At 56.7% G+C, this 13,150-nt stretch carries 15 protein-coding genes, 1 other RNA gene and 1 pseudogene; 12 read left to right on the forward strand and 5 right to left on the reverse strand.

The window, feature by feature from the left end; translation table 11 throughout:
* Positions 1–30 precede the first annotated feature (30 nt).
* From BJF97_RS07110 to amtB, 5 genes are read left to right on the forward strand one after another with little or no spacing between them, the layout of a single operon-like run.
* On the forward strand, positions 31–1,803 hold the full coding sequence (locus BJF97_RS07110) for a SmdA family multidrug ABC transporter permease/ATP-binding protein (RefSeq protein WP_032694151.1): 1,773 nt from the start codon (positions 31–33) through the stop codon (positions 1,801–1,803).
* Complete coding sequence (locus BJF97_RS07115) at positions 1,796–3,574, forward strand: SmdB family multidrug efflux ABC transporter permease/ATP-binding protein (protein WP_032694152.1); 1,779 nt, start codon at positions 1,796–1,798, stop codon at positions 3,572–3,574. The genes BJF97_RS07110 and BJF97_RS07115 overlap by 8 nt, the downstream gene beginning before the upstream one ends.
* Complete coding sequence (locus BJF97_RS07120) at positions 3,574–3,804, forward strand: hypothetical protein (protein WP_004848281.1); 231 nt, start codon at positions 3,574–3,576, stop codon at positions 3,802–3,804. Before BJF97_RS07115 ends, BJF97_RS07120 begins: the two co-directional genes overlap by 1 nt.
* A gap of 13 nt (positions 3,805–3,817) precedes the next feature.
* Positions 3,818–4,156 (forward strand): P-II family nitrogen regulator, encoded by a 339-nt coding sequence (gene glnK / locus BJF97_RS07125; protein WP_004099573.1) that lies wholly within the window; start codon positions 3,818–3,820, stop codon positions 4,154–4,156.
* Positions 4,157–4,189: 33 nt separating this feature from the next.
* On the forward strand, positions 4,190–5,476 hold the full coding sequence (gene amtB, locus BJF97_RS07130) for an ammonium transporter AmtB (protein ID WP_014837597.1): 1,287 nt from the start codon (positions 4,190–4,192) through the stop codon (positions 5,474–5,476).
* A gap of 56 nt (positions 5,477–5,532) precedes the next feature.
* Here amtB and tesB read toward each other — a convergent pair whose 3' ends face one another.
* On the reverse strand, positions 5,533–6,396 hold the full coding sequence (gene tesB / locus BJF97_RS07135) for an acyl-CoA thioesterase II (protein WP_014228190.1): 864 nt from the start codon (positions 6,394–6,396) through the stop codon (positions 5,533–5,535).
* Between the two features lie 220 nt (positions 6,397–6,616).
* Between tesB and BJF97_RS07140 the strand changes: the two genes are divergently transcribed.
* Complete coding sequence (locus BJF97_RS07140; protein WP_004848288.1) at positions 6,617–7,126, forward strand: YbaY family lipoprotein; 510 nt, start codon at positions 6,617–6,619, stop codon at positions 7,124–7,126.
* 39 nt (positions 7,127–7,165) lie between these two features.
* Here BJF97_RS07140 and BJF97_RS07145 read toward each other — a convergent pair whose 3' ends face one another.
* Positions 7,166–7,477 (reverse strand): MGMT family protein, encoded by a 312-nt coding sequence (locus BJF97_RS07145; protein ID WP_032694153.1) that lies wholly within the window; start codon positions 7,475–7,477, stop codon positions 7,166–7,168.
* 65 nt (positions 7,478–7,542) lie between these two features.
* Complete coding sequence (locus tag BJF97_RS07150; protein WP_014228191.1) at positions 7,543–7,950, reverse strand: hypothetical protein; 408 nt, start codon at positions 7,948–7,950, stop codon at positions 7,543–7,545.
* A 242-nt stretch (positions 7,951–8,192) separates the two neighbouring features.
* Here BJF97_RS07150 and ffs point away from each other — a divergent pair.
* The 3 genes and pseudogenes from ffs to BJF97_RS07165 all read left to right on the forward strand — a co-directional run bounded on the left by ffs (position 8,193) and on the right by BJF97_RS07165 (position 9,076).
* Positions 8,193–8,289: signal recognition particle sRNA small type (ffs, locus tag BJF97_RS07155), an RNA gene on the forward strand.
* Positions 8,290–8,604: 315 nt separating this feature from the next.
* A pseudogene (locus tag BJF97_RS07160) lies at positions 8,605–8,860 on the forward strand (hypothetical protein); the annotation flags it as partial.
* Positions 8,861–9,076: a hypothetical protein gene (locus BJF97_RS07165; RefSeq protein ID WP_004129860.1), complete on the forward strand. Its 216-nt coding sequence runs from the start codon at positions 8,861–8,863 to the stop codon at positions 9,074–9,076.
* 133 nt (positions 9,077–9,209) lie between these two features.
* Here BJF97_RS07165 and yczR read toward each other — a convergent pair whose 3' ends face one another.
* Positions 9,210–10,637 carry a MocR-like transcription factor YczR gene (yczR, locus tag BJF97_RS07170; RefSeq protein ID WP_014228192.1) on the reverse strand — a complete coding sequence of 476 codons (1,428 nt, stop codon included), beginning with the start codon at positions 10,635–10,637 and terminating at the stop codon, positions 9,210–9,212.
* Positions 10,638–10,724: 87 nt separating this feature from the next.
* On the opposite strand from yczR, the gene yczE reads away from it, so the two are divergent.
* Both yczE and BJF97_RS07180 read left to right on the forward strand, forming a co-directional pair.
* Positions 10,725–11,339, forward strand: a complete 615-nt coding sequence (gene yczE, locus BJF97_RS07175) for a membrane protein YczE (protein ID WP_014228193.1) — start codon at positions 10,725–10,727, stop codon at positions 11,337–11,339.
* 92 nt (positions 11,340–11,431) lie between these two features.
* On the forward strand, positions 11,432–11,785 hold the full coding sequence (locus tag BJF97_RS07180; protein WP_004848301.1) for a DUF1428 domain-containing protein: 354 nt from the start codon (positions 11,432–11,434) through the stop codon (positions 11,783–11,785).
* Between the two features lie 46 nt (positions 11,786–11,831).
* Here the strand turns inward: BJF97_RS07180 and BJF97_RS07185 are convergent, their stop codons facing one another.
* A complete protein-coding gene (locus BJF97_RS07185) occupies positions 11,832–12,710 on the reverse strand; it encodes a nickel/cobalt efflux protein RcnA (RefSeq protein WP_032694155.1) in 879 nt (292 codons plus the stop codon).
* A gap of 167 nt (positions 12,711–12,877) precedes the next feature.
* Here BJF97_RS07185 and BJF97_RS07190 point away from each other — a divergent pair, with 167 nt between their 5' ends.
* Complete coding sequence (locus BJF97_RS07190) at positions 12,878–13,150, forward strand: metal-sensing transcriptional repressor (RefSeq protein WP_004129869.1); 273 nt, start codon at positions 12,878–12,880, stop codon at positions 13,148–13,150.

The following is a 13,150-nucleotide window of genomic DNA, read 5'->3' on the forward strand; positions in this document are numbered from 1 at the left end:
CTACGAATTACACACTCAGGATTTAACTGCTTGCGATTATTTGCCCAACTTAGCTGGTATTTCCGCCGGGAGTGGCGTCGTTACCTCGGCGCTATTGCTCTGCTGATCGTCATTGCCATTCTGCAACTGGTGCCGCCAAAGGTGGTGGGTATCGTGGTTGACGGCGTAACAAAACAACATTACACCGCGGAAAAGGTGTGGATATGGATCGGCCTGCTGGTCGTTATTGCGGTGATGGTCTATCTGCTGCGCTACGTCTGGCGCGTATTGCTTTTCGGCGCCTCTTATCAGCTGGCCGTCGAACTGCGCGAGGATTTCTATCGCCAGCTCAGCCGCCAGCATCCGGCCTTTTACCTGCGCCACCGTACCGGCGATCTGATCGCTCGCGCCACCAACGATGTGGATCGGGTGGTGTTCGCCGCCGGCGAGGGGGTATTAACCCTGGTTGACTCGCTGGTCATGGGCTGCGCGGTGCTAATTGTCATGTCGACGCAAATCAGCTGGCAGTTAACTCTGCTGGCGCTGCTGCCCATGCCGCTGATGGCGCTGGCGATTAAGCGTAACGGCGATGCGTTACACGAACGCTTTCGCGTCGCGCAGGCGGCCTTCTCCAGCCTCAACGACCGCACCCAGGAGAGCCTGACCAGCATCCGCATGATCAAAGCCTTTGGCCTCGAAGACCGACAGTCGGCGCTGTTTGCCGCCGACGCCGCGGATACCGGGGCGAAAAACATGCGCGTGGCGCGTATCGACGCCCGCTTTGACCCGACGATTTATATCGCTATCGGGACCGCTAACCTGCTGGCCATCGGCGGCGGCAGCTGGATGGTGATCCAGGGCAGCCTGACCCTGGGTCAGCTCACCAGCTTTGTGATGTACCTCGGCCTGATGATCTGGCCAATGCTGGCGCTGGCGTGGATGTTTAACATCGTTGAGCGCGGCAGCGCGGCCTATGCGCGCATTCGCACCATGCTGGAGGAGGCGCCGGTGGTGAACGACGGCAGCGAGCCGACGCCGGAAGGCCGCGGTACGCTTAGCGTCGCCGTGTGCGAGTTTATCTACCCGCAGGCGAACAAGGTCTCGCTGGAAAAGGTCAACTTTACGCTCCAGCCCGGGCAGATGCTGGGGATTTGCGGGCCGACCGGCTCCGGCAAGAGCACCATTCTGGCGCTGATTCAGCGCCACTTTGACGTGACTGAAGGCGATATCCGCTTCCACGACGTTCCCCTGACCCGGCTACAGCTGGATAGCTGGCGCGCACGTCTGGCGGTGGTTAATCAGACACCGTTCCTGTTCTCCGATACCGTCGCCAGCAACATCGCCCTCGGTAAACCGGACGCCACGCAGGAGCAAATCGAGCACGTTGCGCGGCTTGCCAGCGTGCATGAGGATATCCTGCGCCTGCCGCAGGGGTATAACACCGAAGTCGGCGAGCGCGGCGTGATGCTTTCCGGCGGGCAAAAGCAGCGAATTTCCATCGCCCGCGCGCTGCTGCTGGAGGCGGAGATTCTGATCCTTGATGATGCGCTGTCGGCGGTGGACGGCAGAACGGAGCACCAGATTTTGCATAACCTGCGGCAGTGGGGAGAGGGGCGGACGGTGATCATTAGCGCCCATCGCCTGTCGGCGTTGACCGAGGCCAGCGAAATTCTGGTGATGCAGCACGGGCATATTTCCCAGCGCGGTCGCCATGAGGCGCTGGCGACGCAGCCGGGCTGGTATCGGGATATGTACCGTTATCAGCAGCTGGAAGCGGCGCTGGATGATGTCCCGCAGGAAGATAAGGAGGTCGCCGGTGCGTAGTTTCACTGAACTCTGGCCGACGTTAAAGCGCCTGCTGGCCTACGGCTCCCCGTGGCGTAAACCGCTGATGATAGCGGTTGCCATTATGTGGGTTGCGGCGGTCGCGGAAGTCAGCGGCCCGCTGCTGATCAGCTATTTCATCGACAATATGGTGGCGAAGCACTCGCTGCCGTTGAAGCTGGTCTGCGGCCTCGCCGCGGCCTACATTGGCCTGCAACTCCTTGCCGCTGGCCTGCATTACTGCCAGGCGCTGCTGTTTAATCGCGCGGCGGTCGGCGTGGTGCAGCAGCTGCGCAGCGATGTGATGGACGCCGCGCTGCGTCAGCCGCTCAGCGAGTTTGATACGCAGCCGGTCGGGCAGCTCATCTCGCGGGTTACCAACGATACCGAAGTGATCCGCGATCTCTACGTGACCGTGGTGGCGACCGTGCTGCGTAGCGCCGCTTTGATTGGCGCGATGCTGGTGGCGATGTTCAGCCTTGACTGGCGGATGGCGCTGGTGGCTATCGCTATTTTCCCGGCGGTGCTGATCGTGATGATGATTTATCAGCGCTACAGCACGCCCATCGTCAGGCGGGTTCGCGCCTGGCTGGCGGACATCAACGACGGTTTTAATGAAGTGATTAACGGCATGGGCGTCATCCAGCAGTTCCGCCAGCAGGCGCGGTTCGGCGAGCGGATGCGCGAGGCCAGCTACGCCCACTATCTGGCGCGTATGCAAACCCTGCGTCTTGATGGCTTCCTGCTGCGCCCACTGCTGAGCCTCTTCTCTTCATTAATTCTCTGCGGCCTGCTGATGCTGTTTGGTTTCAGCAGCAGCGGAACGATCGAAGTCGGGGTGCTATACGCCTTTATTAGCTATCTTGGGCGACTGAACGAGCCGCTGATTGAGCTGACCACCCAGCAGTCAATGCTGCAGCAGGCGGTCGTGGCGGGCGAGCGCGTCTTCGAGCTCATGGACAAACCGCGTCAGGCGTGGGGTGAAGATAGCGAGCCGCTGCGCAGCGGGGCGATGAGTATCGATCATGTCTCTTTTGCCTACCGCGACGATAGCCTGGTGTTGCAGGATATTAATCTCGATATCCCGTCCCGCAGCTTTGTGGCGCTGGTTGGTCATACCGGGAGCGGTAAAAGCACCCTGGCCAGCCTGATGATGGGCTACTACCCGTTAACCCAGGGAGAGATTCGCATCGACGGTCGTCCGCTTTCTTCCTTAAGCCACAGCGCGCTGCGGCAGGGGATTGCGATGGTGCAGCAGGATCCGGTGGTGCTGGCTGACACCTTCTATGCCAACGTCACCCTCGGTCGCGACATCAGCGAAGAGCAGGTGTGGGAAGCGCTGGAAGCGGTACAGCTGGCGGCGCTGGCCCGTGAAATGGAAAACGGTATTTATACGCTGCTGGGCGAGCAGGGGAATAATCTCTCCGTTGGCCAGAAACAGCTGCTGGCGCTGGCGCGGGTGCTGGTCGATACGCCGCAGGTGCTGATTCTTGATGAGGCGACGGCCAATATCGATTCCGGTACCGAGCAGGCGATTCAGCAGGCTCTGGCTCGGGTGCGCGAGCACACCACGCTGGTGGTGATTGCGCACCGCTTATCGACCATCGTCGAGGCCGATACGATCCTGGTACTGCACCGCGGTCAGGCCGTTGAGCGCGGAAGCCACCAGCAGCTGCTGGCGGCCAGAGGCCGCTACTGGCAGATGTATCAGCTGCAGCTGGCTGGCGAAGAGCTGGCGGCCAGCGCGCAGGAAGAGTCGCTTATCGCCTGATGCACCATAAACAGGCAGCGGCGCCGCCGCGGCCTGAGGTGGTGCAAAATCGTCACAAGCTGCGCACTGAAATGGTGCAGTTTCAGGCAAAAGAGGCATTTTGCCGCTTCGTTTCCGCCGAATTATTCTCCTTCCTCCTCAAAAAGGGCCGCCTGGCGGTCCTTTTTCATTTCTGGCATAGCCCTTGCTTTATTAGAGACGTGTTAGCTGCGGCCATTACCGAATTCTGACTGGAGGGGACTTATGAAGCTGGTTACCGTGGTAATCAAACCATTCAAACTGGAAGACGTGCGTGAAGCATTATCTTCAATGGGTATTCAGGGCCTGACGGTCACTGAAGTTAAAGGGTTCGGCCGTCAGAAAGGCCACGCGGAGCTCTATCGCGGCGCGGAATATAGCGTCAATTTTCTGCCGAAAGTGAAGATTGACGTCGCGATTGCCGACGATCAGCTGGACGAAGTCGTCGATGTCATCAGTAAAGCGGCTTACACCGGAAAGATTGGCGACGGCAAAATCTTTGTCGCCGAGCTGCAGCGCGTGATTCGCATCCGTACCGGCGAATCAGACGAAGCGGCACTGTAACTTTCAGACCACACAGTGATGGGGAACGAAACAATGAAGATAGCAACAATGAAAACAGGTCTGGGAGCGTTGGCTCTCCTTCCGGGGCTGGCGATGGCCGCACCGGCGGTCGCGGACAAAGCCGACAACGCTTTTATGATGATTTGCACCGCGCTGGTGCTGTTTATGACGATTCCGGGCATCGCGCTGTTCTACGGCGGGCTGATCCGCGGTAAAAACGTTCTCTCCATGCTGACGCAGGTCATCGTGACGTTTGCGCTGGTCTGCGTACTGTGGGTGGTTTATGGCTACACGCTGGCCTTCGGCGCTGGCGGCAGCTTCTTCGGCAACTTCGACTGGGTACTGCTGAAAAATATTGAACTGAAAGCGCTGATGGGGAGCTTCTATCAGTACATCCACGTTGCTTTCCAGGGCTCCTTTGCCTGTATTACCGTTGGCCTGATCGTCGGTGCGCTGGCGGAACGTATTCGTTTCTCGGCGGTACTGATATTCGTTGTGGTATGGATGACGCTCTCTTATGTGCCGATTGCGCACATGGTATGGGGCGGCGGTCTGTTGGCTACGCACGGCGCGCTTGATTTCGCCGGCGGTACGGTTGTTCACATCAACGCCGCGGTCGCGGGGCTGGTGGGCGCCTACATGATGGGCAAACGCGTCGGCTTTGGTAAAGAAGCGTTTAAACCGCATAACCTGCCGATGGTTTTCACCGGCACCGCCATCCTCTACGTTGGCTGGTTCGGCTTTAACGCCGGTTCAGCAAGCGCGGCGAACGAAATTGCCGGTCTGGCGTTCGTTAACACCGTGGTTGCAACGGCGGCGGCTATCCTGGCATGGACCTTCGGCGAGTGGGCAACCCGCGGCAAGCCGTCACTGCTGGGCGCCTGTTCAGGGGCGATTGCCGGTCTGGTCGGCATCACTCCGGCCTGTGGCTACATCGGCGTTGGCGGCTCGCTGATTGTGGGTATCGCTGCGGGCCTTGCGGGTCTGTGGGGCGTCACCGTTCTGAAACGCTGGCTGCGCGTTGATGACCCGTGCGATGTGTTTGGCGTCCACGGCGTCTGCGGTATCGTAGGTTGCATCCTGACCGGTATCTTCGCCGCGACTTCTCTGGGCGGTGTGGGCTACGCGGAAGGCGTCACCATGGGCCATCAGGTTCTGGTACAGCTGGAAAGCATCGGTATCACCATTGTCTGGTCCGGCATCGTCGCCTTTATCGGTTACAAGGTTGCCGATATGACCGTTGGCCTGCGCGTACCGGAAGATCAAGAGCGTGAAGGGCTGGACGTAAACAGCCACGGCGAAAACGCCTACAACGCCTGATAAAACGAGTTATCTCCTGAAGCTGCAGAGCCTCCCCTCGGGGAGGCTCTGCTTTTTTATGCGTTGCGATTACGCATGACGCCTTCCTGCACCGTGGAAGCCACCAGCGTACCGTCCTGAGTGTAGAACTCGCCGCGGACAAAACCGCGCGCGCTGGAGGCGGAGGTGCTCTCAACGCTGTACAGCAGCCAGTCGTTGATGTTGAACGGGCGGTGGAACCACATTGAGTGATCGATGGTGGCAACCTGCATGCCCGGCTCCAGAAAACCGACGCCGTGAGGCTGCAGGGCAACGGGCAGGAAGTTAAAATCCGAAGCGTAGCCCAGCAGAGACTGATGGGTGCGGAGATCTTCCGGCACTGCGCCGTTGGCGCGGATCCAGACCTGACGCGTTGGTTCTGCAACGTGTCCTTTCAGAGGGTTATGGAATTCGACCGGGCGAATCTCCAGCGGTTTATCGCAGAGAAATTTCTCTTTGACCTGCGGCGGCAGCAGGTGGGCCAGCTTGCGGGCAATATCCGTTTCGGAGGGAAGCGCGTCCGGAGCGGGTGCCGCTGGCATGGTTTTCTGATGTTCATAGCCGGGTTCTGGCGCCTGGAAAGAGGCGGTCATATAGAAAATGGGCTTCCCGTTTTGAATCGCCGCCACCCGGCGGGCGCTGAAGCTATTGCCATCGCGCAGGACTTCAACATCATAGATGATAGGTTTCAGGCTATCGCCGGGACGCAGGAAGTAACTGTGAAACGAGTGAATCAGGCGTTCTGTGGGCACCGTCTCTTTTGCCGCATACAGCGCCTGACCCACTACCTGGCCGCCAAAGACCTGTCGCAATCCCAGATCTTCGCTCTGTCCGCGGAACAATCCCTCTTCAATTTTTTCCAGATTTAACAATGCCAGCAAATGGGTTAGTGCCTGACTCATAGTTATCCTCAATCAATGATGACTGCCTGGCGCAGCGCGTTATTGAGGCAAAGTATAACCTGGAATCGCAAGTGGTCCGATGGGTTCAATAATCTGAATATGGGCTCTTTTCCAGGAAGAGATCTGAGATCTGTGCCACACTTATTCACGATACTAATGTCCTGTCCCCGATTGTGGCTGGATGTACTCCTGTTAAAGAAGGGATGAAAAGGAGAAAAGAATGAAATTTGCCTATATGTTAAGTGCTTTAGCCGTAGCGGCTACGCTGTCTGCCTGTGCGAACAACCACAACAGCAATGCAGCGAACCAGGCGGCGCCCGATCCTTATGGCATTGCCTCACTAAGCTCCTCGCAGCAGCAGCCTAACGTATCCGGGACCATCAATATTCGACAGCGCGTGGCGTTACCGCCGGACGCGGTATTGACCGTAACCCTGTCGGATGCGTCTCTGGCCGATGCGCCAGCGCACGTGCTGTCGCAAAAAGCGGTAAGGACCGAAGGGAAGCAGGCGCCGTTTAACTTTGTCCTGCCCTATAACCAGGCGCAAATTCAGCCTAATGCCCGCATTCTTCTCAGCGCGGCGATTACCGTTAACGGTCAGCTGATGTTTATTACCGATACCGTGCAGACGGTGATTAACCAGGGCGGTAACCGGGCCGATCTGGTGCTGGTGCCGGTTCAGCAAACGGCGGTGCCGGTGGCGAACAACAGCGCTCCTGCTGCCCAGTAACTCCCCACCATGCCCCTTTACAGGGGCATTTTTTTGCCTTCAATAAATCCAGCGGTAGTGCTGCAGATCAATATGTCCGCTGCCTGAAACCTGGACGCCTTCCGCCAGTAGCGCCTGGCGTTGGCGCTGCAGATCTGGTCCGGTAAGGGAGATGTCGCCGTGGCGGTTGACGACCCGATGCCAGGGGAGAGTCGATCCTTCCGGCAGGCGCTTTAATACTCCGCCCACCTGGCGAGCCGCTCGCGGTGAACCCGCCAGCTGAGCAATGTCGCCGTAGGTGGCAACGTATCCCTCTGGAATCGAGGCGACTATCTGCCAGACCCGCTGTGGAAAAGTATTGTGAGAATCCATAGTACGTCCTGTTGCCGGAAAAGGCTCAGGATAAGCGTTGTATGACGGGCTGTACAGATAGCGGGTCAGGCCGATTTAACGACGGTAAATTCCAGCGCCAGACCCAGCACCTGCATGCCATGAACATTTTCATTCGCCGTATTGCTCAGCAGTGTTTCAAGAAACTTCAGGCGTTTTGACTGGGCGTTAATCACCAGCTTTGCGCGCATTGCCGGAAGCTTAAGCGTTGATATCGGATACACCACGCGACCGCTGACGTCGATGGGGAGTTTCCGTAATTCAATGTGCTGAAGGACGCCGACGGTAGAGTAGAGCAGCGCGACCGGGGTGACGGCGAGCAGCTGATTATTGCTAATCGTCACAAAATCGAGGATGACCTCCGGACGCAGAAAGTTTAAACCGCGGAAGGAAACGGTCACTTCGGCGATGGCCGGCATCGCCAGGGTAGTGATTAAACGCGGTGATTCGCTCATGCCTATACCATTGAGATAAAAAAGACGGTAGATAAGCCTCATTATGGCCGCTGGCGAGGATTTCCGCTGAGAGTGTGCTCGCAATCTCATCAGGGGATCGGGGCCATTTTACGCTGAGAAGTCGCTGTAGACGCGACTTTGCGCAATAAACCAGCACCCAATCGCCGGCGGCTTGCAATTCAGGGGTTCAGCAGGGATAATGCGCCAGCGCGTTAGGTAACTAGCGCTCTCAATGGGGGCTCTGTTGGTTCTCCCGCAACGCTACTCTGTTTACCAGGTCAGGTCCGGAAGGAAGCAGCCAGAGCAGACGACGTGTGTGCCGGGATGTAGCTGGCAGGGCCCCCACCCATTTCAGGGTGCCCTCTCGCTATTCGCATTCATTCCGTGGTTTCCCCCAGCCTTCATATTTAATATCCACAAATAGATTGTGAGTATTTTTGGTTTCTAAACCCTCTATTTTTTATGCCAAAAAATTCACTACGTCATAAATTTGAAATTTAACTGAAATATTATTGTCATCTTTATGTCATATATAACGTGCAGATTATTCATGGGAAAATGTTGTTTGATATAAGCTAAAAATATATCTCTGGATCAGCATGTTAACTTCGTGTATTAATTATATGATGATTTTATTTCACGGGAAGCGTGACTATGAGCACTGTGGTTCTGAACGTAAAAATTGATGGCGAGTTAAAAGAAAAGCTGCGTCAGTATGCGGAAGAAAATAACGAAAATTTAGGAACAGCTACGGAGAAACTGCTGCTGCTGGCCTTTCAGGTAGCGGAATCAGCAGACGAGGCGGGGGTTTCGGAAGAAGATATCGATAGCCAGCATACCGAAGAGGAAGCGTCTCCATTAACCCCCTAAAGAAATCAAAGCATTACGTAAAATTCTGAAGAAGAAAAAAATGAAACAACAACTATCTACAGCCAGCAACTATAGCGAAGCCTGCGATATGCTGCGTTCCGGATACGTTAAGCACGTACGCCTGAACTGGAATATCGGTAGCGATGAGTTCTTTCGCATTGCCTCCGACTGGTGTGACACAGGGGCAAAAATAAAAAAAGATGAAGACGGCTTTATTATTTCTCTGAAAGGGTTTCCGATCCCGCGTCAGCATTAATGAAACTATTGCAATTTTGTCATCGGGCTGACACGTCAGAAAGACAAAATTGAAGCGCAATTTTATAAAAACATCTCATATGCGTCATGGATGATGGTTTTTGACGGGCTGGCTCCAGCCCGTCGATATTTTCTTAAATGATTTTCCTCAGGCGGAAGCTCTCTTTCTGCTCAGTCAGGCTATGCCACAACGGCTGCAATGTCGTAAATGCGCTGCGCAGTTCGTCATCCGAAAGGGTAAAGGGCAAACGCAAATAGCGATCAAACGCGCCGGCCAGGCCAAAGCGAGTTCCCGTCCCGATGTGAATCCCCCGGCTTTCAGCGCGAACGGAAAAGAGCGTCGCCAGCATTCCCGGTAATTCCACCCAAAAAGAGAGTCCTCCCTCCGGCGGCGTAAAGCGCCAGTGGGGAAAATATTCCGCCATCAGCGCGCCGCACATATTCCGGCGAGTCGCCAGCATGGCGCGCCGTGACGGTAGCAGCCTGTGCTCATTCTCAAGCAACCAGCAGCAGGCCAGCTGTTCCAGCAGCGGGGAGCCGAGATCGAGAGAGTCGCGGGCCTGAACCAGCGAAGCAATGGTTCGCGAAGAGGCGCGGATCCAACCTATGCGCAGGCCGCCCCAGAAGCTTTTTCCCGCTGAACCGATGGTTATCACCGGGGCATCAGGATTAAATGCTGCTAAAGGCGGCGGCGGCGGGGCGTCATACCATAAATCCACCATCGTTTCGTCTGCCACCAGCGTGGTGCGGGTTTGTGCGGCGATGTCCGCTACCCGCTGGCGCGTTGCGCTATCCATACAGCGGCCGGTGGGATTATGAAAATCCGGCATCAGCCAGGCCAGACGCGGTGCCGTTTGGGCAATCGTTGCCGCCAGACCATCGCAATCCCATCCCTGCTGCGGTAACGCCACGCTAACCGGACGACATGATGCGCCCTGTATCGCGCTAAGCGCCATGGGGTAAGTTGGCGCATCCACCACCACCCGATCGCCGGGCCCGGTGAATAAACGCAGTACCAGCGCAAAGCCGCTAAGCGCCCCGTTGACGATCATCACTTCATCGCTGCGGGTTGGCAGCCCGCGTTCGCTATAGCGGCGGGCGATGGCTTCGCGCAGAAGCGGGAGCCCTTGTTGATCGTAACCGGTGTTGGATAAATGTTCAGGCATGATCTTTAAGGCCTGGCTGTAGGCCTGATGGATCTCGGGGCCGGCGCTAAGGGCGGCAACGGCCAGATTCACCGATAGCGGGTCCGTTTGTTTGGCCGCCGCCTCTACCGGACGCTCCGGCAAGGCGATCCGCGAACCGCTTCCCTGACGGCTGTAGAGATAGCCTTCTTCCCGAAGCTGACCGAGCGCGCTGGCAACCGTGGTGCGGCTGATATTCAGGGCAGCCGCCAGTTCACGTTCGCCGGGCAGTCGCGTTTCCAGCGCCAGGCGGCCATCGAGAATGAGCAGGCGCAGCGCTTCTGCAAGCTGACGCCAGATAGGCGTGCGAGAAGTGGACTCCTGCCAGTGACCGAGCAGCCGTACCAGCGATTGTGCACCAAAGCGACGAGATAACATAGCAATCCACTTTTTAAAAACTGGCCATTAATTATCAATCCATTTTTACTGATGATAAAGGAAATCGCAATTGCCCTGAGGTGAAAAATGGTACGTCGCTTGTTGCAACTTTACATTGGTCTGGTCCTGTACGGCGTGTCGACCGCGTTATTTGTGCATGCCAATCTGGGGGCCGATCCGTGGGATGTTTTTCATCTGGGGATCGGTAAGCAGTTTAATCTGGATTTTGGTACGGTCATGATCCTGACGGGAGCGGCAGTGCTGCTGCTGTGGATCCCGCTACGGCAAATGCCGGGGCTGGGTACGGTGAGCAACGTGATTGTGCTGGGGCTGGCGGCAAACGCGACCTTAGCCGTGCTGCCGCCGTTGGATTCGCTGGTGGCGCGTAGCCTGCTGCTGGCGGGCGCTATCGTACTGAATGCGCTGGCGACGGGGATGTATATTGGCGCGGGCTTTGGTCCCGGGCCGCGCGATGGGCTGATGACCGGTCTGCATGCTCGTACGGGGTGGTCGCTGCGCGGTATCCGCACCGCGATTGAAGTTTCGGTCCTGCTGATTGGCTGGATGATGGGCGGCAAGTTTGGCGTGGGAACCGTACTCTATGCGTTAACTATCGGCCCGCTAATCCAGCTGTGTCTGCCGTGGTTTCATCAGCCAGCCGCGCGGAAGGCTCTGGCGAAACCCGGTGAGGCTATCTCCTGATTTTACGCTGCCATCAGACCTGGAGACTAAACTTATCAATTCAGATACGGCCGGATTCTCCGGCCGTACTGTTCACTTCGGAGAGCAGACTCATGAAGTACGTTGATGGTTTTGTCGTTGCCGTACCGGCGGAAAATAAGGAGGCATACCGCGAGATGGCAGCAAAGGCCGCGCCATTATTTAAAGAGTTTGGCGCACTCCGCGTGGTCGAGTGCTGGGCGGATGATGTCCCGGATGGCAAGCTGACCGATTTTCGCCTGGCGGTGAAAGCGGAGGAGAGTGAAGAGGTGGTGTTCAGCTGGATTGAGTATCCCTCTAAAGAGGTTCGCGATGCCGCGAATGCCAAAATGATGGCCGACCCGCGGATGAAAGAGTTTGGCGAATCGATGCCCTTTGATGGAAAACGAATGATATACGGCGGCTTTGCCCCGCTTCTGGATGAGTAATTCATCTTTGCCATCCCCATAGCTTTTGGGGATGGCTATAGATGCGCTACAGATGACTCCAGCCATGCAGCAGCATATAAAAACCCACCACCATAATCAGGGTGCCGGAAATCCACGGCGCTTTGCGCGAGAGATCGTTCAGCCCGGGCCAGCGGTTTGCCACGTGCTTCAGGCTGAGGGCGGCAATTGCCCCGGAAGCCACCAGGGTGATCGCCAGCCCAACGCTAAACCCCAGTACCAGGGTTGCCCCCAGCGAGAACTTTTTCAACTGCAGGCAAATGAGCAGTACGGTAATGGATGCCGGGCAGGGAATGAGTCCCCCGGTCAGTCCGAACAAGACGATCTGCCCGGTGGTGACCCGCTGGCCGTTAAAGCGGCGATTGATCGCTTGCGCATGCGCGCGCTGGTGGGCGTCCTGCCAGTCATCGGCGGCAACCCGCGAAGGTTGGTGAGCGTGAGGATGATGTTGATGCGCAAGGTGGCGATCGTGATGATGTTCATGTTCATGTTCATGTTCATGTTCATGTTCATGTTCATGTTTATGGTCATGGTCATGGTCATGTTCGTGTCCATGGATATGTGAACGCGATTCGCGCCAGGTACGCGCCAGCATCCAGCAGGCAATCAGTACGATAAGGCCCCCTGAGATCAGCTGAAACCAGGGTTCCGACGTTTGTGCATTCCAGCCGCGGCCGAACCACAGGCCTGCCATGGCCACCAGCCAGACCACCGCCGTATGCGATACCGTCGCCGCCAGCCCCAGCAGCACCGCCTGCTTTAATGTTCCCCGCACCGCCACGATAAATGCCGCCATCATGGTTTTTGAGTGCCCGGGCTCAAGGCCGTGCAGCGCGCCCAGCAGAATCGCGCTGGGAATAAATAGCCAGGCGTTGCCCTGCTGCAAGAGTGAAGCGAAATCGTTCATAACGTGATCCCTAACTAAAAAGTGCTTGTATGCTACTCCCCCCCAGTACATAAATACTACCCCCCAGTAGAAAAATACTCCGGGGGAGTAGGGCATGTTATGCTGTTCTGATTGCATACAAGGGTCGTTAGTGGAAACGATCGATTAATCAAATAGTGGATCGCGAAATGTCACATACCGTTCGTCACAAGAAGATGTTATTGACCCGATTGAAGAAAATTCAGGGGCAAAGCGCCGCGCTGGAAAAAATGCTTAACCGCGAGCATGAATGCGCAGAGGTTCTACAGCAGCTGGCTGCCATTCGCGGTGCGGTAAACGGCATGATGATGCAGGTTATCCAGGGGCATTTAACGGATCATGTCGTGAAGGAGCCGGAAGAAGGTCAGCGTGAGGCTGACCTTGATGTGGTGATGCAGGTGATAAAATCCTATCTGAAATAG

The sequence above is a fragment of the Klebsiella sp. LTGPAF-6F genome (assembly GCF_001753185.1).
GTDB classification, from domain to species: Bacteria; Pseudomonadota; Gammaproteobacteria; order Enterobacterales; family Enterobacteriaceae; genus Klebsiella; species Klebsiella michiganensis.

Coding starts and splice junctions, on each gene's coding strand:
- BJF97_RS07120 (WP_004848281.1), top strand. CDS start 3,574: ATGCACCATAAACAGGCAGCGGCGCCGCCGCGGCCTGAGGTGGTGCAA.
- glnK (WP_004099573.1), top strand. CDS start 3,818: ATGAAGCTGGTTACCGTGGTAATCAAACCATTCAAACTGGAAGACGTG.
- amtB (WP_014837597.1), top strand. CDS start 4,190: ATGAAGATAGCAACAATGAAAACAGGTCTGGGAGCGTTGGCTCTCCTT.
- tesB (WP_014228190.1), bottom strand. CDS start 6,396: ATGAGTCAGGCACTAACCCATTTGCTGGCATTGTTAAATCTGGAAAAA.
- BJF97_RS07140 (WP_004848288.1), top strand. CDS start 6,617: ATGAAATTTGCCTATATGTTAAGTGCTTTAGCCGTAGCGGCTACGCTG.
- BJF97_RS07145 (WP_032694153.1), bottom strand. CDS start 7,477: ATGGATTCTCACAATACTTTTCCACAGCGGGTCTGGCAGATAGTCGCC.
- BJF97_RS07150 (WP_014228191.1), bottom strand. CDS start 7,950: ATGAGCGAATCACCGCGTTTAATCACTACCCTGGCGATGCCGGCCATC.
- BJF97_RS07165 (WP_004129860.1), top strand. CDS start 8,861: ATGAAACAACAACTATCTACAGCCAGCAACTATAGCGAAGCCTGCGAT.
- yczR (WP_014228192.1), bottom strand. CDS start 10,637: ATGTTATCTCGTCGCTTTGGTGCACAATCGCTGGTACGGCTGCTCGGT.
- yczE (WP_014228193.1), top strand. CDS start 10,725: ATGGTACGTCGCTTGTTGCAACTTTACATTGGTCTGGTCCTGTACGGC.
- BJF97_RS07180 (WP_004848301.1), top strand. CDS start 11,432: ATGAAGTACGTTGATGGTTTTGTCGTTGCCGTACCGGCGGAAAATAAG.
- BJF97_RS07185 (WP_032694155.1), bottom strand. CDS start 12,710: ATGAACGATTTCGCTTCACTCTTGCAGCAGGGCAACGCCTGGCTATTT.
- BJF97_RS07190 (WP_004129869.1), top strand. CDS start 12,878: ATGTCACATACCGTTCGTCACAAGAAGATGTTATTGACCCGATTGAAG.